17 protein-coding genes are annotated in these 24125 nt (G+C 67.0%); 12 read left to right on the top strand and 5 right to left on the bottom strand.

What is annotated here, in order from left to right; genetic code table 11:
• Positions 1–65: 65 nt before the first annotated feature.
• A complete protein-coding gene (gene hslU, locus XnspCFBP7698_RS13360) occupies positions 66–1433 on the top strand; it encodes an ATP-dependent protease ATPase subunit HslU (RefSeq protein ID WP_047697211.1) in 1368 nt (455 codons plus the stop codon).
• Positions 1434–2063: 630 nt separating this feature from the next.
• Here the strand turns inward: hslU and XnspCFBP7698_RS13350 are convergent.
• From XnspCFBP7698_RS13350 to XnspCFBP7698_RS13335, 4 genes are all read right to left on the bottom strand, one after another.
• The gene (locus XnspCFBP7698_RS13350; RefSeq protein ID WP_104579165.1) at positions 2064–2519 is read right to left on the bottom strand and encodes a nucleoside deaminase; all 456 of its coding nucleotides are present in this window, start codon (positions 2517–2519) and stop codon (positions 2064–2066) included.
• Positions 2516–3016 (bottom strand): GNAT family N-acetyltransferase, encoded by a 501-nt coding sequence (locus XnspCFBP7698_RS13345; protein WP_104579164.1) that lies wholly within the window; start codon positions 3014–3016, stop codon positions 2516–2518. The genes XnspCFBP7698_RS13350 and XnspCFBP7698_RS13345 overlap by 4 nt, the downstream gene beginning before the upstream one ends.
• 148 nt (positions 3017–3164) lie before the next feature.
• On the bottom strand, positions 3165–4253 hold the full coding sequence (locus XnspCFBP7698_RS13340) for an HlyD family secretion protein (RefSeq protein WP_104579163.1): 1089 nt from the start codon (positions 4251–4253) through the stop codon (positions 3165–3167).
• A complete protein-coding gene (locus XnspCFBP7698_RS13335) occupies positions 4250–5899 on the bottom strand; it encodes an MFS transporter (RefSeq protein ID WP_104579162.1) in 1650 nt (549 codons plus the stop codon). The genes XnspCFBP7698_RS13340 and XnspCFBP7698_RS13335 overlap by 4 nt, the downstream gene beginning before the upstream one ends.
• Positions 5900–5985: 86 nt before the next feature.
• On the opposite strand from XnspCFBP7698_RS13335, the gene ubiE reads away from it, so the two are divergent.
• The 11 genes from ubiE (at position 5986) to XnspCFBP7698_RS13280 (ending at position 21891) form a co-directional block, all read left to right on the top strand.
• A complete protein-coding gene (ubiE, locus tag XnspCFBP7698_RS13330) occupies positions 5986–6747 on the top strand; it encodes a bifunctional demethylmenaquinone methyltransferase/2-methoxy-6-polyprenyl-1,4-benzoquinol methylase UbiE (RefSeq protein ID WP_104579161.1) in 762 nt (253 codons plus the stop codon).
• Positions 6748–6939: 192 nt separating this feature from the next.
• Positions 6940–7830: a GGDEF domain-containing protein gene (locus XnspCFBP7698_RS13325; protein ID WP_047697202.1), complete on the top strand. Its 891-nt coding sequence runs from the start codon at positions 6940–6942 to the stop codon at positions 7828–7830.
• 128 nt (positions 7831–7958) lie between these two features.
• On the top strand, positions 7959–9908 hold the full coding sequence (locus XnspCFBP7698_RS13320) for a M1 family metallopeptidase (RefSeq protein ID WP_199680170.1): 1950 nt from the start codon (positions 7959–7961) through the stop codon (positions 9906–9908).
• A gap of 443 nt (positions 9909–10351) precedes the next feature.
• Positions 10352–11071 (top strand): hypothetical protein, encoded by a 720-nt coding sequence (locus XnspCFBP7698_RS13315; RefSeq protein ID WP_104579159.1) that lies wholly within the window; start codon positions 10352–10354, stop codon positions 11069–11071.
• A 3-nt stretch (positions 11072–11074) separates the two neighbouring features.
• On the top strand, positions 11075–11704 hold the full coding sequence (locus XnspCFBP7698_RS13310; RefSeq protein ID WP_199680153.1) for an HAD family hydrolase: 630 nt from the start codon (positions 11075–11077) through the stop codon (positions 11702–11704).
• Positions 11705–12772: 1068 nt separating this feature from the next.
• Complete coding sequence (locus tag XnspCFBP7698_RS13305) at positions 12773–14794, top strand: methanol/ethanol family PQQ-dependent dehydrogenase (RefSeq protein WP_338116867.1); 2022 nt, start codon at positions 12773–12775, stop codon at positions 14792–14794.
• Entirely contained in the window at positions 14791–16548 is a 1758-nt protein-coding gene (locus XnspCFBP7698_RS13300) for a quinoprotein dehydrogenase-associated putative ABC transporter substrate-binding protein (protein WP_104579158.1), read from the top strand. Before XnspCFBP7698_RS13305 ends, XnspCFBP7698_RS13300 begins: the two co-directional genes overlap by 4 nt.
• A gap of 25 nt (positions 16549–16573) precedes the next feature.
• A complete protein-coding gene (locus XnspCFBP7698_RS13295; RefSeq protein ID WP_104579157.1) occupies positions 16574–17236 on the top strand; it encodes a c-type cytochrome in 663 nt (220 codons plus the stop codon).
• Positions 17233–18306 (top strand): beta-propeller fold lactonase family protein, encoded by a 1074-nt coding sequence (locus XnspCFBP7698_RS13290; RefSeq protein ID WP_104579156.1) that lies wholly within the window; start codon positions 17233–17235, stop codon positions 18304–18306. The genes XnspCFBP7698_RS13295 and XnspCFBP7698_RS13290 overlap by 4 nt, the downstream gene beginning before the upstream one ends.
• A 35-nt stretch (positions 18307–18341) precedes the next feature.
• Entirely contained in the window at positions 18342–19448 is a 1107-nt protein-coding gene (locus XnspCFBP7698_RS13285) for an S-(hydroxymethyl)glutathione dehydrogenase/class III alcohol dehydrogenase (protein WP_104579155.1), read from the top strand.
• Positions 19449–19569: 121 nt separating this feature from the next.
• Entirely contained in the window at positions 19570–21891 is a 2322-nt protein-coding gene (locus XnspCFBP7698_RS13280) for a TonB-dependent receptor (RefSeq protein ID WP_233548982.1), read from the top strand.
• An 84-nt stretch (positions 21892–21975) separates the two neighbouring features.
• Here XnspCFBP7698_RS13280 and XnspCFBP7698_RS13275 read toward each other — a convergent pair whose 3' ends face one another.
• Positions 21976–23949 (bottom strand): sigma-54-dependent Fis family transcriptional regulator, encoded by a 1974-nt coding sequence (locus tag XnspCFBP7698_RS13275; protein ID WP_039404313.1) that lies wholly within the window; start codon positions 23947–23949, stop codon positions 21976–21978.
• Positions 23950–24125 lie beyond the last annotated feature (176 nt).

The raw sequence follows: 24125 nt of genomic DNA, 5'->3' as shown, positions 1-24125 counted from the left end.
TCCACTCCAATGACATAGGCTTTTGAGTGCCTCCACGATCCCCATTCCCAATTCTCGATTCCCCAATGCCAAATCCCGATACTTCAACCATGACTCCGCGCGAAATCGTGCAGGAGCTCGATCGTCATATCGTTGGCCAGCACGACGCCAAGCGCGCGGTCGCCATCGCGCTGCGTAACCGCTGGCGCCGCATGCAGTTGCCCGAAGAACTGCGCAACGAGGTGATGCCCAAGAACATCCTGATGATCGGCCCGACCGGTGTCGGCAAGACCGAGATTGCACGACGTCTTGCAACGCTGGCCAACGCACCGTTCGTCAAGGTCGAAGCCACGCGCTTTACCGAGGTGGGCTATGTGGGCAAGGACGTGGAGCAGATCATCCGCGACCTGGCCGATACCTCTGTCAAGCTGTATCGCGAGCAGGCCAAGGTGCGCGTGCGCAACCAGGCCGAGGAACGTGCCGAAGACCGGATCCTGGATGCGCTGCTGCCGCGCCGTGCGGCCGGCATCGGGTTCGACCCGGAAGCGGCGCGCAACGAGCCGTCGTCGCAGGACAACGAGACCCGCATCAAGTTCCGCCGCATGCTGCGCAACGGCGAGCTGGACGAGCGCGAGATCGAGCTGGAAGTGGCCGTCAATGCCAGCATGGACATCATGACCCCGCCAGGCATGGAGGAAATGGGCCAGCAGCTGCGGCAGATGTTCGCCAACATCGGTGGCGGCAAGTCGCAAAAGCGCAAGCTCACCATCAAGGCCGCACGTCCGCTGTTGATCGAGGAAGAAGCCGGCAAGCTGGTCAACGAGGACGATGTGCGCACCGCGGCGATCGAAGCCTGCGAGCAGCATGGCATCGTGTTCATCGATGAGATCGACAAGGTGGCCAAGCGTGGCGAAGCCGGCTCCAACGGCGGCGATGTCAGCCGCGAAGGCGTGCAGCGCGATCTGCTGCCGCTGGTGGAAGGCTCCAACGTTTCGACCAAGTACGGCACGGTCAAGACCGACCACATCCTGTTCATTGCATCGGGCGCGTTTCACCTGGCCAAGCCCAGCGACCTGATTCCGGAGCTGCAGGGCCGCTTCCCGATCCGGGTGGAATTGACCGCGCTGACCAAGGCCGATTTCGTGCGCATCCTTACCGAGCCCAAGGCGGCGTTGATCAAGCAGTACGAAGCCCTGCTGCAGACCGAGGGCGTGCACCTGAGCTTTGGCGCAGATGCGGTGGAGCGCCTGGCCGAGATTGCCGCACAGGTCAACGAGCGGCAGGAAAACATCGGCGCGCGCCGGCTGCACACGGTGCTTGAGCGTCTGCTCGATGTGCTGAGCTACGAGGCGCCGGATCGCGATGGCCAAAGCGTCACCGTCGATGCGGCCTATGTCGATGCGCAGCTCGGCGAGCTGGTGCAGGACCCGGACCTGAGCCGCTACATCCTCTGATCGCAGCGCAGCTGCGCGCAGACGTCGAATGCAATGCATGGATGGTAGTCCGCATCCATGCATTGCATTGCATGCATGGCAGGGACGCATCACAGGATGATGCAAGCGAGCCGCATCCTGTCAGATACAGCCGAACGCCGAGTCGGTCGAGGGCGTGATGCCCTCACCGCTTGCGGGACACGCCGTGAATCCATCCTTGGAGGCTCGGTGGCGGCATCCATGCCGCCACACGGTCCCGCAAGCGGCAAGGACACCGCACCAGACAATTGGTCGGCGCTCATCTAAAAAGCTGTCCGTCGTGTGGTGTGCATCAGACCTGTAGCCGATGCTTCAACGATCGAACAAGGCGCATCCAGCACCGCTCTACCATGCATACCGACCAACTTGACTGGTCCTTGCCCGCCCACCGTCGCGGGACCCTGAGCGGCATGGATGCCGCGCCGGAGCCTACATGGACGTACTTGCGGCGTGTCCTGCGATGGTGGCCGGGCAAGGGCCCTGCAGCCAGCTTGCAGATCACTCCCTGCAACGACCCCTGCAACGACGGCTCAGATCATCGCCTCTGCAATGGCCCCTCACCTTGGCAGCCGCCTGCACTGCACAGCCAACCTGCTAAATCCGGCAAACCGCTCAGTCCTCGCCGATGTCCTCGTTCCACACATCCGGGTTGGCGGAAATATAGCCACCGAGCAGATCGATACATTCCTGGCTCTGCAGATCGATTACGTTGACGCCGTGCTCGCGCAACCACGCGATGCCGCCCTGGAAGGTGACCGACTCGCCGACTACCACGGTGCCGATGTTGAACTGGCGCACCAAGCCGCTGCAGTACCAGCATGGCGCCAAGGTGGTGACCATGATGGTGTCCTTGTAGCGGCGCTGGCGGCCGGCCTTGCGGAAGGCATCGGTTTCGCCATGCACGGACGGGTCGTTTTCCTGCACGCGGCGGTTATGGCCGCAGCCGAGCAGGCGCCCGTCGTTGTGATACAGCGCTGCACCGATCGGGATGCCGCCTTCCGACAGGCCCTGGCGGGCCTCGGCAATGGCGGTGTCGAGCAGGGCGCGGTAGTCGGGGGTGGTGATCATGCGGACTCCAGGGTGGCCGCGCCGGCAGGGCGCAGCATGTCGAGATGGGGAATGCCGTCTTCCAAATACTGCGCCGATGAGGGCACAAATCCGTGGGCGGCGTAGAAGGCGTGCAGGTGGGCCTGCGCACCCAGTTGAATCGCGCTGCCGGGCCAGTGCGCGTGCACCAGCCGGATGCCTTCGCGTAGCAGCGCGTGGGCCAGGCCGGTGCCGCGCTGTGCGCCAGCGACGACCACGCGGCCGATGCTGGGCTCGGGGTAACTCAGCCCCGGCGGCAGCACACGCAGGTAGGCGGCCAGCTCTTCGGTCTGCGTGCTGCCCAGCACATGCAGCACGCCCGGCTCGGTGTCCTTGCCATCCAGCTCGGGATAGGCGCACTGCTGTTCCACCACGAAGATATCCGTGCGCAGCCGCAGTAGCGTATACAACTGCACGGTGCTCAGCTGCGCAAAGCGCAGGTGCTGCCAGTGCAGTGGTGGCGTTGGCATGGAGGGCATGGGCGCATGATAGCGGCTGCTCCGCCTGCGGGCGGCAAGCGGGTGCGGCGCATGGGGGCTGCGCCGGCGACCGAAGCGCTCTGCACTGCAGTGCACGCATCTAGGTCCGCACGCCGTGCCTGTGCACGCGCGGTGCCGTCAGCCGCGCTCAGTCGCCCGCGCTGGCGGTATCGACCGCGACCACCACCGACATGCCCGGGCGCAGCCGCGGTGCCAGCGCCTGGCCGGGGTCGACGCTGATCCGCAGTGGAATGCGCTGGGCGATCTTGACGAAGTTGCCGGTGGCGTTATCGGCCGGCAGCACGCTGAATTCCGAGCCGGCGGCCGGCGAGATCTCCTGCACGCGGCCATGCAGGCGCGCGTTGTCCAGCGCGTCCACGGTGAAGCTGGCGCGCTGGCCCACGCGGATCTTTGCCATCTGGGTTTCCTTGAAGTTGGCCACGACCCACAGCGTGTCCGGCACCAGCGACATCAGTTGGGTGCCGTTGGTGACGTAGGCGCCCTGGCGCACGCCGAGCTGACCAAGCTGGCCATCGCGCGGGGCCACGATGCGGGTATTGTCCAGATTGATCTGCGCCAGCTGCAGGGCGGCCTGTGCATTGGCAACGGCCGCCTCCAGCGCGGCGCGATTGACGGTGACGCTGCGCGCGTTTTCTTCGGCTGCCTGCACGGCAGCACGGGCCTGGCTGACGCCGGCATCGGCCTGCGCGCGTGCGGCAAAGGCCGTGTCGCGGTCCTGCTCGGAAACCAGCTTCTGGCTGGCCAGCTGTTGCGCACGCGCATACGCCGAGCGGGTACGGTCTCGCTGCGCCTGATTGCTGCTCAGCGCCGCACGTTGTTCGGCAATGGTGGCCTCGGCGCTATGCCGCTGCTGCTCCCAGTTGGCCAGGTTGGCCTGTGCGGTCTGCACTTGCGCCCTGGCCTGTTCGAGTTGCTGGGTGTAGATGCGGTCGTCGATGGTGGCCAGCAACTGGCCGTGTTTGACGTGGGCGAAGTCCTGCACCGGCACGTCGGTGACGTAACCGCTGACCTGCGGCGCGATGACGGTGATCTGGCCATGCACCATGGCATTTTCGGTGCGCTCCACGGCACTGACGAACGGCGGCAACTGCCAGGCGTAGAGCACCAGCGCCACGCCGATCAAGGCGAGCCCGCCAAAACCAATCGCGCCGGTGATGCGCCGGCGGCGCCGGCGTTGCTGATCGGCGACGGAGGGAGCTTCGGCAGGTGTATTCATGGGCGCACAGGGGAGGCAGGAGAAGGGGACGGCACGGACGGGCGCAGATAACGCCGCCACACCAGCACGGACAGGATCCACAGCCCGGTGGCGATGGCAATGCAGCCGATCAGCAGGAACACATCGTTGTAGGCCAGCACATTGGCTTCGCGCGTGGCCACGCTGCCCAGTGCACGCACGCCCTGCGCCTGGCGCAGCGCCGGGTCGCCGATGGCGCGCCCGTAGACATTGGCGTATGCCTGCACGCGCGCGGCCACTTGCGGGTCGGTCAGCACCAGATGCTCGACCAACTGGCTGGAATGGTATTTCTCGCGTACCACCTGCACGGTGCCGAGCAGGGCGCTGCCGAGCAACCCGCCCATGTTCTGTGCCATGCCGAACAGCACGATGAAGCTGATCAGGTTGCCCGGTTGCGCAATGACCCGCCCGATCCCGGCCACCATGGCCGGGCCGATGAAGAACGTGCTGCCGAAGGCGAGCAGGAACTGGCTGACGTACATCTGTTCGGGGCGGGTGAGGCTGGTGGCGTCGGCGTCCATGAAGCAGCCGATGCAGATGGCGGCCACCGCGATGATCAGGTGTTCGGCAACCCGCGCCGGGTTGATCAGCCACGCACTGGCGGCCACGCCCACCACCGCGCCCAGCAGCATCAGCGCAAACAGCGTCTGCAGCTGCACGTTGGCCAAGCCCAGGGTCTGAAAGAAACCGATCGCGCCGGTGCTCTGTTCCGACAGCACCAGGCGGATCAGCAGGATGGCCAGCCCCAGCCGCAGCATGTCCGCGCTGGCCAGCCAGCGCGTGTTGATCATCGGGTTGCGGCGGTTATGTTCGATCCACGCCGCCAGGCACAGCAGCACGATCGAGGCCGCCAGCACCACGCCCAGCCACGGCGTACTGGTCCACCACAACAGCCGGCCCAGCGACAGCACCGCCGCCAGACCGGCCGCACCGGCGGCGAACACGCTGAAGGTAAGGAAATCCAGCGGCTCGAATACCCGGTAACGGTCGCCCGGCGGCAGCTTGAGCGCCAGCACGCAGGCCAGCGCAAACACCGCCAGCCCGAACTCGAACAGATACAGCCCCTGCCACTGGCCGAATTCCAGCAGGTCGGTGGAAAACACCCGCGCCAGCGGCAACGCCAGCTGGGTGACGCCCAGCCCCAGCACCACGGCCTTGAGCCGGTATTTGCCCGGAAACGCCTGGATCACGTAATACAAGCCCAGCGAGCTGAGCGCAGCGCCGACCAGGCCGTGGGCGGCACGCACGGTGATCGCCGAGCTCAGGCTATGCACGAACAGATGCGCCAGCGCGATGGCCGCATACAACGCCAGGAAGATCTCGGTGAAGCGGCGCAGCCCGAACTGCTGGCGAAACTTCACCAGCAACAGGTTCGCCGACATGTTGGTCATCACATAGGCGGCCGGCAGCCAGGCCATTTCGGTAGCGTAGGCGCCCAGCGCGCCCTGCAGGTAGGGCAGGTTGGCGGTGACCAGCGCATTGCTCAGGCCCCCGGTCAGCGCCACCACCACGCCGACCAGGCCGTACTGGATGCGGCGCCGGGTGGGGTGCAGCGGGGTGGAGGCCGAGCCCGGCAGGGTGGGCTTTTCGTGGGGCTGCCAGTCGCGCTGGGCGTACTTGTCACGCACGCAATGCTCGCAGGGCAGGGGCGGAAGAGTGCGCGATTGTGGTCCGGTTGCGGTCATGGTGGCGTCAGCAGTGCGATAATCCGGCCATGAGCGAATCCCCCTATACCTCCGGTACCACCCATTTCGGCTTTCGCGATGTCGCTGCCAAGGACAAGCAGAAGCTGGTCGGCGAAGTGTTCACCTCGGTCGCGCGCAACTACGACCTGATGAACGACCTGATGAGCCTGGGCGTCCATCGCGCATGGAAACGCTACTTCGTGGCGACCGCGCAGGTGAAGCCGGGCGACCGCGTGCTGGACCTGGCCGGCGGCACCGGCGACATCGCCGTGCTGCTCAAGGAGCGCGTGGGCGAGGAAGGCGCGGTGGTGCTGGGCGACATCAATGCCGGCATGCTGTCGGTGGGCCGCGACCGGCTCACCAACCGCGGGCTGGTGTCCGGGTTCGATTACGTGCAGTGCAACGCCGAAGCGCTGCCGTTCCCGGACCAGAGTTTCGACCTGGTGACCATCTCCTTCGGCCTGCGCAACGTCACCGACAAGGACGCCGCACTGCGCGAGATGTACCGCGTGTTGAAGGTGGGCGGGCAGGCGCGCGTTCTTGAGTTCTCCGAAGTCACCGCCGACTGGTTCAAGCCGATCTACGACTTCCATTCATTCAAGATCCTGCCCAGGCTGGGCCAGCTGTTCGCGCGTGATGCCGACAGCTACCAGTACCTGGCCGAAAGCATCCGCAAGCACCCGCCGCAGGAGTCGCTCAAGCGCATGATGGGCGAGGCGGGATTCGCGCGTTGCCATTACAAGAATCTGACCGGCGGCATCGTGGCCATCCACTCCGGTTACAAGATCTGACCACGCGCGCCGGGCCGCCGAGGCGGCGCGTGCATCGCGCGCCGCAGTCTGGATGAGCTCGCGTCGCTTGGGTTCGCTTGGCGCGTCCTGGCTGCTTGCACAGGTGTGCGCACCAGCGGATTTCTGGGACGTTCGTCGCGTTGGCTCCACTGACTGTCGGCGACACTAGGCGCCCCTTTGCCGGAGAGTTGGATGCGCTTGTACGCCGGGCTCTCGCGCGTGTTTCCCCGTTCCTTCAGCGCCAAGTTGCTGGCGGTGACCTTCATCGGGATCCACCTGCCGCTGCTGTTGTTGATCGCCTGGCTGGCCTCGCAGAGCGAGCTGGAAGGCCGCCCGTTGTGGTCGGTGATCATCGTGGCCTTGCTGGCCACGTTGGCAGGCACCGCGCTGACGCTCTCGGCGCTGTATCGCCTGCTTGCCCCGCTGCGCATCGCCGCCGACGCGCTGGACACCTACTACGCCGACCAACGTCTGCCCAGCCTGCCCGAGCATGGCGACGACGAACTGGGCCGGCTGCTGCGCGGCATCAACCGCAGTCTGCGTGGCATCGATGCGGGCATGCGCGATCTCAGGAAGCATGCGCTGTTCGACCCGCTGACCGAAGCGTTGAACCGGCGCGGTTGCGAACAGGCCATGCGCGATTCGGTCGCCGCCTCGCAGCGCGAAGGCTGGCCGTTCGTGTTGTTCGTGCTGGACATGGACAACCTCAAGCCGATCAACGACCGCTTCGGGCATCTGGCCGGCGACCGCGTGCTGGTGCGGCTGGTGGAATCGGCCTATGGCTGGCTGGGCGCGCAGGACTGGATCGGGCGCTGGGGCGGCGATGAATTCCTGATCGGCGTGCATGCCAGCGAAGACGAAGCCACGCTCAAGCTCAATCAGTGGCTGTCGATGCTTGAACGCGAAGACGGCGATGAAGCGCCGCTGCATCTGAGCGCCGGTAGCGCAGTCTGCGAACAGGGGCTGGACGCCACCGAACTGTATCGGCGCGCGGACGCGGCGATGTACCGCGCCAAGTTCTCCGGTGGGCGGCGGCTGGTGCGCGATGGCCACGACACCCCGCGCAGTCATCCAGTGACCTGAGCGCCGACGGCGCGGCAGCGTTGGCGTGAGCAAGCGCTGGCTGTCGGCTGCGCGCCCGCACCCGGCGGCACGGGCAGGCCGTGGCCTGGAGCGCTAAAATGGCCAATTCCCTCGCTGCGGTGCCGTCGATGCGCTTCACTTCCCTGTCGCTGTCCCTGGCCGTGTCCCTCGCACTGGCCGGCTGTTCCAATGAGTCCACGCCGCCGGCTGCCACCACCGCCGCACCGGCCGCCACTGCCAAGGCCCCCGTGAAAGCAGACGCCCGCACCCACGACGAGAGCTCCTACGCCCAGCCGCAGCTGGTGGTCATCAAGGACCTGGCGCTGGACCTGAAGCTGGATTTCGATGCCAGGCAGATCGGTGGTACCGCCACCTACACGCTGCAGTGGAAGGACAAGGCCGCCAAGCAGCTGGTGCTGGACACGCGCGAGCTGAGCATTGCGCAGGTGCAGGCCGACGATGGCAAGGGCGGTCTGTCGCCGTTGCAATTCGCACTGGCGCCGGCCGACAAGACCTTCGGCAGCAAGCTCACCATCGAAGCGCCGAACCAGCCGGGCAAGGTCGTGATCACCTATCACACCGCGCCCACCGCCTCGGGCCTGCAGTGGCTGGAGCCGGCGATGACCGAAGGCAAGCAGCTGCCCTTCATGTTCAGCCAGTCGCAGGCGATCCACGCACGCAGCTGGGTGCCGCTGCAGGACACCCCGAGCGTGCGCTTCACCTATAGCGCGCATGTCACCTCGCGCCCGGACGTGATGGTGCTGATGAGCGCCGACAACGACCCCAAGGCCGCGCGCGACGGCGATTACAGCTTCAAGATGCCCGAGCCGATTCCGTCCTACCTGCTGGCGATCGCCGCCGGCGATGTGGTGTTCAAGCCGATTTCCGCACGCTCGGGCGTGTGGGCCGAACCGGCGATGGCCGACAAGGCTGCCAAGGAGTTCGAAGACACCGAGAAGATGATCGGTGCTGCGGAAAAACTCTATGGCCCGTATCGCTGGGGCCGTTACGACATGCTGGTGCTGCCGCCGTCGTTTCCGTTCGGTGGCATGGAAAATCCGCGCCTGACCTTCGCCACGCCGACCGTGATCGTCGGCGACAAGTCGCTGGTGTCGTTGGTGGCGCACGAACTGGCGCACAGCTGGTCCGGCAACCTGGTGACCAACGCCAGCTGGAAGGACATCTGGCTCAACGAAGGCTTCACCACTTACGTGCAGGGCCGCATCACCGAAGCGTTGTACGGCACCGAGATGGCCGAGATGGAGCGCGAGATCGACCAGGGCGATCTGCTGGCGGAAGTAAAGGACATGCCGCCGGCCGACCAAGTGCTGGAGTTGCCGCCGCTGGCGCAGCGCGACCCCGACGACGCCTTGAGCCAGGTGGCCTACGTCAAGGGTGCGTGGTTCCTGCAGTTCCTGGAGCAGCGTTTCGGCCGCGAGGTGTTCGACCCGTTCCTGCGTGGCTGGTTCGACGATCATGCGTTCCAGAGCGCCACCACCGACCAGTTCGTCGATTACCTCAAGAAAAATCTGTTGGACAAGCATCCCAACACGGTGAGCGCCGCCGAAGTGGATGCCTGGCTGAAACAGCCGGGCATTCCGGCGTTCGCCGCAAAGGCGCGCTCGCGCAGCTTTTCCATCGTGGACACCGCACGCATCGCCTGGAGCGGCAGCGGCACGCTGCCCAGCAAGCAGGTCACCGGCGAGTGGGGCACGCAGGAATGGGTGCATTTCCTCAGCGGCATGGGCGCCACCTTGAAGCCCGAGCAGCTCAAGCAGCTGGATGAGGCGTATCACTTCACCGGCACGCCCAATGGCGAGATCGCCATGCGCTGGTATCCGCTGGCGATTCGCAGCGGCTATACCGAGGCGCGCCCGGCCGCCGGTGAGTTCATCGAGCGCGTCGGCCGTCGCAAGCTGGTGCTGCCGATCTATACAGAACTGTTGAAGACCCCGGACGGCATTGCGTTTGCCGAACAGGCGTTCGAAAAGGCCAAGCCGGGTTACCACCCGATCACCACTGCGTCGGTGACCGAGATGATCGCCAAGGCCAAGGCAGCTGCGCCGACGCAGCCGTAGTGGCAGCGGAGGGCGTCGCAGACGCCCTCCGTCGCTTCCATCGCCGCATCGTGCCTGCACCCACCATCGTAGGAGCGCACCCGGGCGCGACAGGGCTTTCCCGGTAAAACCCCGTCACGCCCGGGTGCGCTCCTACGACGCGGGGTAGCTGATCGCGGGTGATGCGGCAGGCTGGTACCGTTGCCGTTGCCGTTGCCGTTGCCGTCCATGCCTTCCGGAAGCGACGATGCAGTCCCGCCGTGGTGCATGCTCGGCCGCCACTTCCATCGCCGCATCGTCCCTGCGCAATCATTGCCGTAGGAGCGCACCCGGGCGCGACAGGGCTTTGCCGGTAAAACCCCGTCGCGCCCGGGTGCGCTCCTACGGTGTGCGGCGGTTGATCGCGGGTCATGCGGGCGGGCTGGTATCGTTGCCGCTGCTTTTCATGCATTCCGGAGTCGACGATGAAGTATCTGCTGAGCGCGGCCCTGTGCGTCGCGGCCCTGACTGCCTGCACCGACCGCGAGGCGCAACGCAAGGCGCAGGAAACTGCACAGGCGCAGGCCAAGGAGACCCAGGCCGATGCGCTTGCCAAGCAATACGACGAGGCGGTCAAGGCGCAGAACTGGGACATGGCGCGCGCCCACGGCGCCGCCTTGCTCGAAGGCTATGCCGGCACTGCAGCCGCCACACGCATCGAGCCCGGCTATGCCGACATCAAGGCCAAGGGCGAGCAGGCGCGCGAACTGCGCCGCATGCAGGCGCTGTGGCAGTACTCGCAGGTGCCGGCCAAGGGTGGCACCCAGCGCTCGGCGATGATCGAGGCCAAGGAGCGCGTGGATGCGGATGGCAGTGGGCCAAAGCCGGTCAGCCTGGTGTTCCGCGATCATCCGCAGTGGAAGCGCCACAGCTATCTCGTGCTCAAGGCCGGCGACTTCAATTGCTACGCTGGCTGCAAGGTGCAGGTTGCGACCGACGGCGGCGCGCCACGCGCGATGGCGGCGCATCGCCCGGATACCGATGAAGCGATCGCCATGTTCATCGACGACGACAAGGCACTGTGGAAGCTGGTGCGCAACGCCAAGCGCGTCAGCATCGCCTTCCCGGTCAAGGCCGGCGGCACGCGGACCGCGGAATTCGAGGTGGGCGGGCTGGACACCACCCAGATGCCGGGCTGGAAATAACCCATGGACGGCGCGATTGCCGCACGCTTGCCGCTGTCTGCCTGCCGGCATTGGGTGTTCGACATGGATGGCACGCTGACCGAGCCGGTGCACGATTTTGCATTGATCCGACGCGCGCTGGAGATCCCGCCCGACGCGGACATCCTGCATCACCTGGCTGCATTGCCGGCCAATGAGTCGCAGGCCAAGCATGCCTGGTTGCTGGAGCACGAGCGTGCCCTGGCAGAGGCCGCACGCCCTGCGCCCGGTGCGCAGCCGCTGGTGCGCGCGCTGCAGGCCGATGGTTGCCGGCTGGGCTTGCTGACCCGCAACGCACGCAGCCTGGCTCAGGTGACATTGGAGGCGATCGGCCTGGCCGACGCCTTTGCGCCGGACGACATCGTCGGCCGTGACGAAGCGGCACCCAAACCCGCGCCCGATGGCCTGCGCTATTTCCAGCGGCGCTGGGCAGTGAGCGCCGCGGCACTGCTGATGGTCGGCGACCATCACAACGACCTGGCCTGTGGCCGCGCCGCCGGCGCAGGCACCGTACTGGTCAACACCTCGGGCGATCCCTGGCCTGGCCTGGCCGATTGGCGCCTGCGCGATTGCGCTGATCTGTTACAGCACTGGCAGGCCCGCGCTGGTCAGTAGTTTCGCTGTCTTCACTTGGCACGGCGGCATATCGTGTGGCGCTCGCGCATTGGGTTGACCCGACGTCGCGCCGACGCAGCTCGCCAATCCACTGCCGCGCGCCTTGCTGCAGGGGTTTGGCAGGCTGCGATCGGTCAATCTGCGGCACCGTGTTGCAGCGCTGTGCTGCACAGCGCGCACTGCATTGAGTTTCTGCAGCACACCGGCCCTCATCCGCCCTTCGGGCACCTTCTCCCGGTGGGAGAAGGGGAGCATTGGATGCGGTGGTCGAAACGTACTGCACTGAGTCCCTGCAGCATACCGGTCCTCATCCGCCCTTCGGGCACCTTCTCCCGGTGGGAGAAGGGAGCATCGGGTGCGGTGATCGAAACGCACTGCGTTGAGTCCCTGCAGCATACCGGCCCTCATCCGCCCTTCGGGCACCTTCTCCCGGTGGGAGAAGGGAGGCGTCTGATGTGGTGATCCAAACCGGTAGCGTTGCTACTGGTGAACAGAACAAGAGCAAGCTCCAGCGCTTAGCAAAGTGCTAGAGCGCTCAGCAAGGTGCTAGCCCCTCTCCCCGCGGGAGAGGGGTTGGGGTGAGGGTACGGCCCAGGCGCGGTCGGCACATCCTCGCGCCGTCGGCACATTCTCAGTGCATCGCGCAACGACGCTGCGCGATGCGTGCATCGTCGTGAGCAGTGCACCGTCTCCAACCGTCCAATGCCCGCTCTCATCCTTCATCGTGCTTGGTCTCCCAGCGGGCGAAGGCAGGCAACACTTTCCAACGATCCTGCGCACGTGCCTGGGCACCGCAATAGCGCCACACCTTCACCCACCCGCACGCAGTGCTCCACCAGTGCGACAGCACGCCCGGCGCAAACTGTGCCAAATGCGTGACACCTGGCGTGCTGCGGCAACCGCGCGTGCGCAACGCGCTGCCACTGCAAGGTGCTGCAACGCAACAGTGCGCTGGCACGCGCTGTGCTCTGTCGTCTCCCGGTACCCACCCGTTTGCGCCGTCGCTGCGCAGCAAACGCGCGTGGCTCTTCGTTCGATTGGATTCTTCACCGAGAGGGGTAGACGCATATGCACCAATCTTCCTGTCGCCGCATCGGCAGCTCGGCGCTGCTGATGCTTGCGCTGAGCACCGTGTTGGCCGGTTGCAAGAAAGACACGCCGGCTGCCGATACCGCACCGCCCGCACCTGCCGCCGCACCCGCCGCGACGCCGGCCGCCGCCGTGGTCGACACCGATGGCGAATTCACCGCCAACGCCAGCAATGCAGACAACTGGGGCGGCGTGGGGCGCGACTTTGCGCTGACCCGGCATAGCCCGCTGGCCGAGATCAATCGCGACAACGTCAAGAATCTGAAGATGTCGTGGGAGATGAAAACCGACGCCACGCGCGGCCACGAAGGCCAGCCGCTGGTGATCGGCAGCATCATGTACATGGTCAGTGCGTACCCGAACAATGTGTTTGCCATCGACCTCGCAGCACAGGACGACGGTGGCAAGGTGCTGTGGAAGTACACCCCGCAACAGGATGAACGCTCGGTGGCGGTGGCGTGCTGCGACACGGTCAACCGCGGCGCCTCGTATGCCGATGGCAAGCTGGTGTTCGGCAGCCTCAGCGGCGATGTGATTGCGCTCGATGCCAAGACCGGCAAGGAAGTGTGGAAGCAGAAACTCGCGCACCCGGACAAGGGCGAAACCATCACCATGGCGCCGATCATCGCCGATGGCAAAGTGGTCGCCGGCATCAGCGGCAACGAGTTCGGCGTGCTCGGGCGCGTGGCCGCCTACAACCTGTCCGACGGCAAGCAGGCCTGGTCCTGCGATGCGGCCGGCACCGACAAGGCCATCTGCCTGGGCCCGGATTTCAACAAGGCCAATCCGCAGCATGGCCAGCTCGGCGATCTCGGGGTGAAGACCTTTCCCAACGACGAGTGGAAGCGCGGTGGCGGCGCGGCCTGGGGCTGGTACAGCTACGACCCGAAGTTGAAGCTGGTCTACTACGGCACCGGCAATCCCGGCCTGTGGAGCCCGTCGTACCGCTGCGGCAAGACCACGCACGAGGAATGCAACAACGGCGAGCATGACAACAAATGGTCGATGACCCTGTTCGCCCGCAAGATCGATACCGGCGAAGCGGTGTGGGGCTATCAAAAGACCCCGTTCGACCAGTGGGATTACGACGGCATCAACGAGCCGATCCTGGTGGACCTCACCATCGACGGCAAGCAGGTTCCGTCGGTGGTGCAGTTCGATCGCAACGGGTTTGCCTATGTGCTCGATCGTCGCGACGGCACGTTGTTGCGCGCGCATAAATTCGTGCCGGCCAACTGGGCCGAACGCATCGACATGAAGACCGGCCGCCCGGTCAAGGTGGCGGCGCATTCGCCGTTGGAACGCGGCAAGAACGTGCAGGCGTTCCCGTCGGCGATGGGTGGCAAGGACCAGCAACCGTGCTCGGTGGACCCGGCCAACGCGGCGGTGTTTTTCTGCGGCACCAACAACTGGCACATGGAGCTGGAGCCGCAGGAGCGCGGCAATACCATGATGGGCCTGCCATACGTGTTCGCCAACGTGATGATGAAACCCAACGAGCCGGGTGCGCTGGGCATCGTCAAGGCGTTCGACGTGGTGGAGGGCAAGTCCAAGTGGGAGATCAAGGAGAAGTTCCCGGTGTGGAGCGGCACCCTGGTCACCGATGGCGGGCTGGTGTTCTACGGCACGCTGGATGGCTGGTTCCGCGCGGTGGACAAGGACACCGGCAAGAAGCTGTGGGAGATGAAGCTGCCCTCCGGCATCATCGGCAACCCGATCGCCTACAAGGCCAACGGCCACCAGTATGTGGCGGTGTTCTCCGGCATCGGTGGCTGGATCGGCCTGCCGGTCGCGGCGGGGTTGGATCCGAGTGACCCATATGGCGCACTGGGTGCGGCCGGGCTGGCGTTCGGGGCGGGCTTCGACAAGATTCCGCTTGGCGGCATGGTGCATACCTTCCGCCTGGATGGCGCCGGCAAGACCGTGTCGACCACCGCGACGGCCACCGCAGCGGCCGGGGGCGGCGGTACCGCCAACGCAGCAGCGAAGACGGCACGATGAGCTCCACGCACGGCGTTGGACGCGCATGTCGGCAGATGCCTGCCGGCGTGCGCGGCATGACTGCGCACCTGCACACGGTGCTGCTGGTTTGCAGCCTCGGACTCGTCGCCGCAGGTTGCACACGCGGGCCGTCTTCACCGACGGCTCGCGTTTCTGATTCCGGTGCGGCACCCACCGCGCCACCGGCATCCACCGCAGCGTCGGTGTCTGCGCCGCTGCCCACGCCCGATCCAACGGTGCTGCGGGTATGTGCAGACCCTGGCAACATGCCGCTGTCCAACCAGGCCGGCGAAGGCTTCCAGAACAAGATTGCGCAGGTGGTGGCCGCTGCCATGGGCCGGCGCCTGGAATACGAGTGGCGCACCTATTACCAGCGCGGGCTGGCCCGCAGCACGATCAACGCGGGTCGCTGCGATCTGTTGATGGACCTCAACAGCGATTTCGAGCAGGGGCTGACCACACGCCCGGTGTATCGCTCGGCCTATGTGCTGGTGACGCGCAAAGGCCTGAACCTGGTACCGACCTCGCTGGACGACCCCGCACTGAAGAAGCTGCGGCTGGGCGTGTTCCAGAGTTCGCCGGCGCGCCAGGCGCTGTACGAACACGGCGTCAGCGGTGAGGTGCAGTACCTGTTCTACGACTCGGCCACTGCACCGGAAGAACACCCTGGCAAGCTGGTCGAGCGGGTGGCTGCCAATGCATTGGATGCGGCCGAATCCTGGGGCCCGGTGGCCGGCTATTACGCGGCGCGCAGCGGGCTGGGCGTGGTGCCGTTGAACACCATCGACGATGCGGTGCTGGAATACTCGATGGCCTGGGCGGTGTCGCGCAAGAATGCGGCCTTGCGCGACGCGTTGAACACCGCGCTGCAGGACAACGCCGCCAAGATCGCCGACATCCTGCGCAGCTATCACGTGCCACTGGTGCGCTGCGACGACTGCGTGGTCACCGGCACGCTGCCCTCGCACGGGCCATACGCCACGCCGGCTCCCGCATCGCCTGCACCGAGTCCTGCCGCGTCCTCGCAGGATCTGGCGCAACTGCAGCTGCGCATCGCAGGCGGTGCCGACCCGAACCAGGAACTGGCGCACGCGCTGGACGGCGGCGATGCCGTGCGTGCAGCGTGGTTGCTGCGGCATGGTGCCGATGCCAGCACCCCCAACCTGCTCGGTGAGCCGCCGCTGCACCAGGCCATCCGCAATCAGGAGCCAGACCTGGTGGGCCTGTTGCTGGACGCCGGTGCGCAGCTGGAGACGCGCGATGCCAGTGGCTGGACCGCGCTGATGAAGGCCGCCTGGGCCAACGATGCCGACAGTGTCGGCCGGCTGTTGGGCAAACGCGCGCGTGTCGACACCGTCTCCGGCGATGGCTGGAGTGCGCTGGATCTGGCGGTGTCGTACGCCGATGTCGGCGTGGTGCAGGCGTTGCTGGCAGCCGGGGCAAACGTGCAGCGCGCCAATGCCAGCGGATTCACCCCGCTGATGTTCGCCGTGGCGCGCGACGACCCGGCCATTCTCGATGCCCTGCTGGCACGCGGTGCCGATGTGCGGCATGCCAATGATGCAGGTGTCACCGCCCTGATGCTGGCCGCCGCGGCAGGACGCCACGACGTCGCCACGCGTCTGCTAGCCGCCGGCGCAGACCCGGCCGCACGCAATCGCGACGGCAAGACGGCCGCGGCACTGGCGCAGGCACGTGGCGACACCGCATTGGCCACGCTGTTGACCGACGCCAGGCGCCCAGTGCGCAGATGACTGCATCACCCGCCGCGTGCACGGGGTGCGCGGCGTTCCCTCCGATCAGAAAGGTTCGTTCATGCGCAAGTCCACCGTGGGTTGTATCGATCGTTCCGTCCGCGCTCCGTTGTGCGCGTTGCTGCTTGGCGCGCTGCTGGCCGCATGCGGCAAGGAGTCTCCGCCGGCCCCCGCAGCCGATCCGGCACCTGCACCGGCCGCCGGCGCGTCGGCACCGGCGGCCCCCGCGGCCACGCCCGCAGCACCCCCGTCGGCGGGCGCCTCGCCTGCCATGCCCAACCTCGCCGCCGGGCCGGCGCCCGATCCGTCCACCCCGCCGGCACCGCCGGCCACCGTGGTGCCGATTCCGAAGGGACCCGAGGTCAAGGTCACCCCGGAGCTGGTGGCCGAAGGCAAGAAGATCTATTTCTCTGCCGGCTGCAATGCCTGCCATGGCGGCACCGGTGGCGGTGGCATGTGCCCGCCGTTGACCAACGACATCTGGGTGTATGGCAGCGACGACGACACCTTGCGCGCGCTCATCAGCGAGGGCACTGCCGCGATGATCACCCACGGCAAGACCCGCATCGGGCACGAAAAGGTGGTCGGCCAGATGCCGCCGTTCGCACCGGTGCTCAAGCCGGGCGACACCGAAAAACTGCTGGCCTTCATCCATTCGATCAACAAGACCGCAGGCAAGCCGCAATGAAGCATGGCCCGCTGCGAACGGCGTGCGCAAGCTGGCAGCGCCGCTGCACCGTGGGTGCGGTGGGCGCACTGCTGGCGTTGGCCGGCTGCCAGCGCGATGCGGCAGTGCCGGCGGCGGCTGCCGGTGCGTCGCCTGCTCCGGTAGACGCCGCACCTGCACCTGCACCCGCACCCGCACCGGTCGTTGCCTATGTGCCCAACCAGCGCAGCGGCACGGTGTCGGTGATCGATACCGGCACCGACACGGTGGTGCGCACGCTCAGCGCGCAGGGCCAGCTCGGCAAGCGCTTGCAGCAGGTGTTGCCCGGCCCGCAGGGGCATCTGTACCTGATCGATGCCGAGCACCATCGCTTGATCGAACTGGACACCGCCAGGGATGCGGTGCTGCGTCAGGTCGACATCGGCGAAAACGCCGAAGGCATCGCGCTTTCGCCCGATGGCAAGCAGTTTGCCGTGTGCGTGGAAGGGCAGAACCAGGTGATGCTGATCGATGCCGCGCAGTTCCGCGTGCGGCAGGTGATCGCCACGCGCGGGCAGGCACCGGAGCACTGCGCGTATACGCCCGATGGGCAGTGGTTGCTCACCAGCAACGAGGGTTCCAGCGACATGGACATGATCGAGCTGGCCACGCGGCGGTCGCGTGGCGTGGTGGCTACCAGCGGGCATCCGCGCGGCATGGCGTTCGCCCCGGACGGGCGCAGCGTCTACATCGCGCAGGAGACCGCCAACGTGGTGGACGTGATCGACCTGCAGACCCGCACCCGCCGCGCCAGTCTGCCGGCCGGCGTGCGCACCGCCGGGGTCGCCTTGTCGGGCGATGGCACGCGGCTGTACGCGTCCAACGGCGGCGCCGGCACGGTCAGCGTGATCGACACGCAGAGCGGGCGCAGCGTGGCCGAGATCCCGGTCGGGCTGCGGCCCTGGAATCCGGCGCTTACCCCGGCCGGCGACAAGCTCTACGTGGCCAACGGGCGCTCCAACACGGTGAGCGTGATCGACACCGCCAGCCTGCGCGAACGCAAACAGATCCCCGTCGGCGAACTGCCGTGGGGCGTGGTCATCGCGCGCTGAGCGGCGGCCATGCCGACGCGCGCCGGGGAGGCGGGATGAAGACACGCGCTGCGGTGGCCTGGGGTCCGCATCAGCCGCTGACCATCGAGGAGGTGGACCTGCAGCCGCCGCGTCCCGGCGAGGTGCTGGTGCGCCTGGTCGCCACCGGTGTCTGTCATGGCGACGCGCATGCATTGGTGCATGGCCGCGCGAGCAGCTTCCCGGCGATCCTGGGCCAGGAGGGCGCGGGTATCGTCGAAGAGGTCGGCATCGGCGTCACCAGCGTGCGCGCCGGCGATCACGTCATCCCGCTGTACATGCCCGAATGCGGCGTGTGCAAGTTCTGCCGCTCCGGCCGCACGAACCTGTGCCAGGCGATCCGCAGCAGCCAGGAACGCGGCCTGATGCCCGATGGCAGCAGCCGGTTTTCGTTGAACGGCCGGCCCATCCTGCACCACATGGGCACCAGCACGTTTTCCCAATACACCGTGCTGCCGGAGATTGCGGTGGCACGCATCCACCCCGACGCGCCGCTGGACCAGGTCTGCCTGCTGGGCTGCACGGTCACCACCGGGGTGGGTGCGGTGCTCAACAGCGCGCATGTACGCCCCGGCGATTGCGTGGCGGTGTTCGGCTTGGGCGGCATCGGCCTGTCGGTGATCCAGGGCGCGGTGCTGGCGCAGGCCGGGCGCATCGTCGCGGTGGATATCGACCCGGGCAAGTTCGCACTGGCGCGCGCGCTGGGCGCCACCGATTGCCTGGACCCGCGCGACTACGGTGCACCCATCCAGCAGGTGATCGTGGACCTTACCGATGGCGGCGCCGACCACAGTTTCGCGTGCGTGGGCGACGTCGCGGCGATGCGCGCGGCACTGGAGTGCTGCCACAAGGGCTGGGGCGAGAGCGTCATCCTCGGCGTCGCCGACGACGCACAGGAAATCAGCACCCGTCCGTTCCAGTTGGTCACCGGGCGGGTCTGGCGCGGCAGTGCATTCGGCGGGGTGAAGGGGCGCAGCGAATTGCCCGGCTATGTCGAGCGCTATCTGCAGGGCGACATCCAGTTGGCACCGCTGATCACCCGCAGGCTGGCGCTGGAGGACATCAATCAGGCGCTGGCGGATCTGCGCGCAGCGCGCGGCATCAAATCGATCGTGCTTTATTGAAGGAGACGACATGACGTCGACCCACCAGGTGCTGGTTCATTGCAGGACACCGCTACCTCGCGCTGCACAACATCGATGCAACGCGCCACGAAAACATCGCTTGGCGTGCGCCTGCGCAGCGCTGCTGTGCAGTAGCACGATCGGCAACGTCCTTGCCGACGATACCCCGCAGGTGACCTGGCTGGACCGTATCGAAGTCACCGCCACGCCCATCCCCGGCACTACCATCGATGCGGCGCAACTGCCGTACATGGTGCAGTCGGCGACCAATGCCGAGCTGTCGCGCGGGCGCAGCAACAACTTAAGCGATCTATTGCAGCGGCGCTTTGTGGGCGTGGATGGCAACGACGTGCAAGGCAGCGCGTTCCAGAACGATCTCACCTTCCATGGTTTTCGCGCCTCCGCCTTGCCGGGCGCATCGCAGGGCGTGTCGGTGTATCTGGATGGCGTGCGCGTCAACGAACCGTTCGCCGACATCGTCAGCTGGGACATGCTGCCCGAATCGGCGATCACTGCGGTGACGCTGATGCCCGGTTCCAACCCCTTGTTCGGGCCGAATACGCTCGGCGGCGCGGTGGTGCTGTCCACCGCGTCCGGACTGACCGCGCCCGGGTTGCAGGGCGAAGTGAGCAGCGGCAGCGGCGCGCGCAAGCGGCTGGATGCCAGTTACGGCGTCGCTGGCGCCGATGGCTGGCATGGCTTTGTGGCGGTGACCGGGTTCGATGAAAACGGCTGGCGCGATGCCTCCGAAGGGCGGCTCGGCACGCTGTTCGGCAAGCTGGGCAGGCAGGGCGAGCAGACCGACTGGAGCCTGTCGCTGCTGCATGGCCGCAGCCGTTTGATCGGCAACGGGCTGCTGCCCGATACGCGCTACACCGACGAAGGGCCGGCGCCTGGCTTGTACCGCGCCGATCGGCGTTCGGTGTACACCTCGCCCGATCTCACCCGCAATCGCAATACGCTGCTGACCGCGCAGCTGGACCACCGTTTCGATGAAGACACCGCGTTGCACGCGCTGGCCTATTCGCGCGTGGGTCGTCGCGACACTGTCAATGGCGATATCGGCGAAGACTACGAAGAGTTCGTGGAAGAATGCGCCTCTGGCTACGCCGCCGACGGCAGCGCGCTGGATGCCGAATGCGATGTTGCGCGCGCCGATGCCGATGCCTTGCCCACCGGCGCGCTCAATACCACCCAGATGCGTCAGGAAGCACAAGGCGTTGCGCTCAACCTGAGCACGCAATGGGGCGCACATGCGCTCACCACCGGCGTTACCTTCGACCGCGGCCATGTGCGGTATCGGCAGTTCGCCCGCGAGGGCTGGGTGCAACCGGACCGTTCGGTGGTGGCCGATCCGGCTGCAGAGCGGGCGTTCTTCTCCGGCGTGCGCGGCAGCTCCAAGACGCTCGGCGCGTTCGTCGCCGATACCTGGGAGCTGGACGCTGCCACCCACCTCACCGCGGCGGTGCGCTGGAACCGCGTGGTGGTGGACAACATCCTGTCCACCGCAGAAGACGGCGACCGCCCGCGGGAGCGCTTCGTCTATGCCAAGGCCAATCCCTCGCTGGGGCTCACCCACCGGCTGGAGTCCGGGCTGACGGTGTACGGCTCGGTCGCGCAGAACACGCGTGCGCCCACGGCGATCGAGCTGGGCTGCGCCGACCCCGCCCAGCCATGCCGGCTGCCGACCGGCCTGCAGGCCGACCCGCGCCTGGAGCAGATCGTGTCGCGCACCTACGAACTGGGCGCGCGCTGGGCGCCGTCGGCCGACAGCAGCGCCACCGTGTCGGTGTACCGCGCCGACAATCGCGACGACATCCTGTTCCTGCGTGCGCCGGAGACCCAGCTGGGCTACTTCGACAACGTGGGCCGCACCCGCTACCAGGGCGCCGATGTCGCGCTGGCGCTGCGCAGCGGCGCTTGGCAGTGGTCGGCCGGATACAGCTATCTGGACGCCACCTATCGCAGCGACGGCGAACTGTTGTCCGGCGAGCGCGTGATCACCCTGCGGCCCGGTTTACGGATCGCCGCGCTGCCAAGGCACCAGCTCAAGCTCGGGGTGGACTGGCAACGCGACGCGCTGACACTGGGCGCCGGCGTGCGTGCGGTGTCCGGGCGTGTGGCCAGCGGCAACGAAGATGGCCAGGTCGACAACGCGCAGGAAGGCGAGGCCGCGCCAGAGCGCATCGACATCGGCACCGCCGGCTACGCGCTGGTCGATCTGCAGGCGCGCTGGGCCGTCACCGCGCGGGTAGCGGTCTTCGCACGCATCGACAACCTGTTCGATCGCCAGTACGCCACCTATGCCGCCGTGGCCGAAGACGTGTTCCCCGACGGCGAACTCGCCCGCCCGCAGGACGCGCCGGTGGAAACCGGACCGGCACGCTTCCTGGCGCCCGGGGTGCCGAGGCAGTACGTGATCGGAGTGCGTTGGGCGTTTTGACTTGGGAGAATCGGGAATCGGGAATCGGGAATCGCAGAGCCAAGCGCACTTGCTTTTACCGATTCCCCATTCCCCATTCCCGATTCACCCGGTATCGAGGCCGTGCTTGCGCAGCTTGCGATACAGCGTATTGCGGCTGATTCCCAGCGCGTCGGCGGTGCGGCTGACATTCCAGCGGTGGCGTTCGAGTTGTTGTTGCAGCACCAGGCGTTCGGCCTGGTCGAGTGCGACGCGGCCGGGCATGTCGTCGGCGGCCACTGCGCGCCCGTCGACCAGGCACGGTGCGCTGCCGGCGTCGACGATTTCCTGCGGCAGGTTCGGTAGCCGGATCACCCCGTCGCTGCACAGCACCGCCGCGGTGCGCAACACATTGCGCAGCTGGCGCAGGTTGCCGGGCCAGGCGTAGCTGAGCAGGGTGTGCATGGCTTCTTCGCTGATGCGCACGCTGTGCTCTGGGTTCTCTTCGCGCAGCAGGGTGCGGATCAACTCGGCCTTGTCGCTGCGCTCGCGCAAGGGCGGCAAGTGCAGCACCACGCCGTTGAGGCGGTAATACAGGTCTTCGCGAAATTCGCCGGCGGCCACGCGCTGCGCCAGATCGCGATGGCTGGCGCTGATCACGTGCAGCTCCAGCGGCACCGCGCGCTCGCTGCCGAGCGGGGTAACGCATTGTTCTTCCAGCACGCGCAGCAGGCGGCTCTGCAACGGCAGCGGCATGTCGCCGATTTCGTCGAGAAACAGGGTGCCGCCGCTGGCCTGCAGCAATTTGCCATGCCGGCCTTCGCGCGCCGCATCGGTGAACGCGCCGCGCGCATAGCCGAACAACTCGCTTTCGATCAATGCCTCGGGGATCGCCGCACAGTTGATCGCCACGAACGCGCCGCCGGCCCACGGCGAGCCGCGATGGACAGCCTTGGCAAATTCTTCCTTGCCGGTGCCGGTGTCGCCGCGCAGCAGGATCGAGACGCGATGCGCGGCCAACTTCAATGCATTGGCCAGGTTGTGGCGCATGCGCGGGTCCGAGCCCACATGTTCGCCCGGCGGCTGTTCGCCCTCCGGCGCCACCTGCGCGGCGGCGCCCACCGACGGCATCGCCGGGCGCGAGCGGGGCGGGCGCACCAGCGCGTAGAACCGCCGCCCGTGGCAGGCGCAGCGGATCGACCACAGCGTGCCCGCGTCGCTGCCGGCACGATGTTCCAGCGTGTCGAAATCCAGCTGCATCACCTGCGAGATATCGCGGCCCACCAGCTGGCTGCGGTCGAGCTTGCCCAATTGCTCCAGCACCGCTTCGTTGACGGCCAGCACGCGGCCATCGGCGCCGATCGCGATCAATGCCTCGTGCAACAGTCCGGCAAATTCGGGACGGCTGTGAAAGCGCAGGATGAAGGCATGGCCGAACTGGTTGAGGAAATGCGAACGCGAGATCTGCGCGGCCGACATACTCACCAGGGCCACGGTGTGCCGCTGGATCTGCTTGCTGTCCTGCGCATTGGGGGTGGACGCATCCAGCACGGCCAGCAGCCCGCCATGCGGGTCCAGAATCGGCGCCCCGCTGCACGACAGCGGCAGATGCCGGGTCAGGTAGTGCTCGCCGCGGTGCACGCTCACCGCAGTGCGCTCGGCCGCGCAGGTGCCCAGGCCGTTGGTGCCTTGGTGGCACTCGGCCCAGCTGGCGCCGCAGAACAGGCCGGCCTGGCGGAACTCGCGCAGCAGGGTGGAGTCGTGCACGCTGTGCAGCACGGTGGCCTCGGCATCGCCGAAGATCACCGCATACCCGCTGCCGGCAATCTGCTCGTAGAGGTTTTCCATCTCCACCCGGGCGATGCGCAGCACCTCGCCCAGGCGTTGCTGGCGCTCGCGTACGTGCAGCGCGTCGTGCACCAGGGGCTCGGGCGTGGCCTCGGGCAGCAGCGCGTAGTCGTCCAGGCAGCGCCGCCACGAGCGCGACAACGGCGCCGCCAGCGACGCGATATCGCGCAGCCGCCGGGTCTGCCTGAGGACATCCGGCTCGATCTGGGGCGGGGCGGTGGAAGCGGCGGCGACAACGCTTGGCTCGGACATGGCCCAGCGTTCCTCAGTGGACGCGAGGCGGCAGTAGAGACACAAATCGTCCCCATGCTCAAACTGCGTTGCAGCAAAGTGCGCTGCCGCTGCCGCTGCCGATGTCGCTGCCGATGTCGCCGCCGCGATGTCGGCATAAAGCCCCTCTCCCGTCGGGAGAGGGGTTGGGGTGAGGG

It is taken from the genome of Xanthomonas sp. CFBP 7698, from assembly GCF_003600855.1.
Taxonomy (GTDB): Bacteria; Pseudomonadota; Gammaproteobacteria; order Xanthomonadales; family Xanthomonadaceae; genus Xanthomonas; species Xanthomonas cannabis.
Note: the sequence above shows the minus strand (reverse complement) of the source record. Positions and strands in the feature narration are given on the sequence as shown.

Bases quoted from the DNA above. Each gene is read 5' to 3' on its own strand.
- ubiE (WP_104579161.1), top strand. From the start codon at position 5,986: ATGAGCGAATCCCCCTATACCTCCGGTACCACCCATTTCGGCTTTCGC.
- XnspCFBP7698_RS13325 (WP_047697202.1), top strand. From the start codon at position 6,940: ATGCGCTTGTACGCCGGGCTCTCGCGCGTGTTTCCCCGTTCCTTCAGC.
- XnspCFBP7698_RS13345 (WP_104579164.1), bottom strand. From the start codon at position 3,016: ATGCCCTCCATGCCAACGCCACCACTGCACTGGCAGCACCTGCGCTTT.
- XnspCFBP7698_RS13300 (WP_104579158.1), top strand. From the start codon at position 14,791: ATGAGCTCCACGCACGGCGTTGGACGCGCATGTCGGCAGATGCCTGCC.
- XnspCFBP7698_RS13340 (WP_104579163.1), bottom strand. From the start codon at position 4,253: ATGAATACACCTGCCGAAGCTCCCTCCGTCGCCGATCAGCAACGCCGG.
- XnspCFBP7698_RS13285 (WP_104579155.1), top strand. From the start codon at position 18,342: ATGAAGACACGCGCTGCGGTGGCCTGGGGTCCGCATCAGCCGCTGACC.
- hslU (WP_047697211.1), top strand. From the start codon at position 66: ATGCCAAATCCCGATACTTCAACCATGACTCCGCGCGAAATCGTGCAG.
- XnspCFBP7698_RS13310 (WP_199680153.1), top strand. From the start codon at position 11,075: ATGGACGGCGCGATTGCCGCACGCTTGCCGCTGTCTGCCTGCCGGCAT.
- XnspCFBP7698_RS13320 (WP_199680170.1), top strand. From the start codon at position 7,959: ATGCGCTTCACTTCCCTGTCGCTGTCCCTGGCCGTGTCCCTCGCACTG.
- XnspCFBP7698_RS13290 (WP_104579156.1), top strand. From the start codon at position 17,233: ATGAAGCATGGCCCGCTGCGAACGGCGTGCGCAAGCTGGCAGCGCCGC.
- XnspCFBP7698_RS13350 (WP_104579165.1), bottom strand. From the start codon at position 2,519: ATGATCACCACCCCCGACTACCGCGCCCTGCTCGACACCGCCATTGCC.
- XnspCFBP7698_RS13275 (WP_039404313.1), bottom strand. From the start codon at position 23,949: ATGTCCGAGCCAAGCGTTGTCGCCGCCGCTTCCACCGCCCCGCCCCAG.
- XnspCFBP7698_RS13315 (WP_104579159.1), top strand. From the start codon at position 10,352: ATGAAGTATCTGCTGAGCGCGGCCCTGTGCGTCGCGGCCCTGACTGCC.
- XnspCFBP7698_RS13305 (WP_338116867.1), top strand. From the start codon at position 12,773: ATGCACCAATCTTCCTGTCGCCGCATCGGCAGCTCGGCGCTGCTGATG.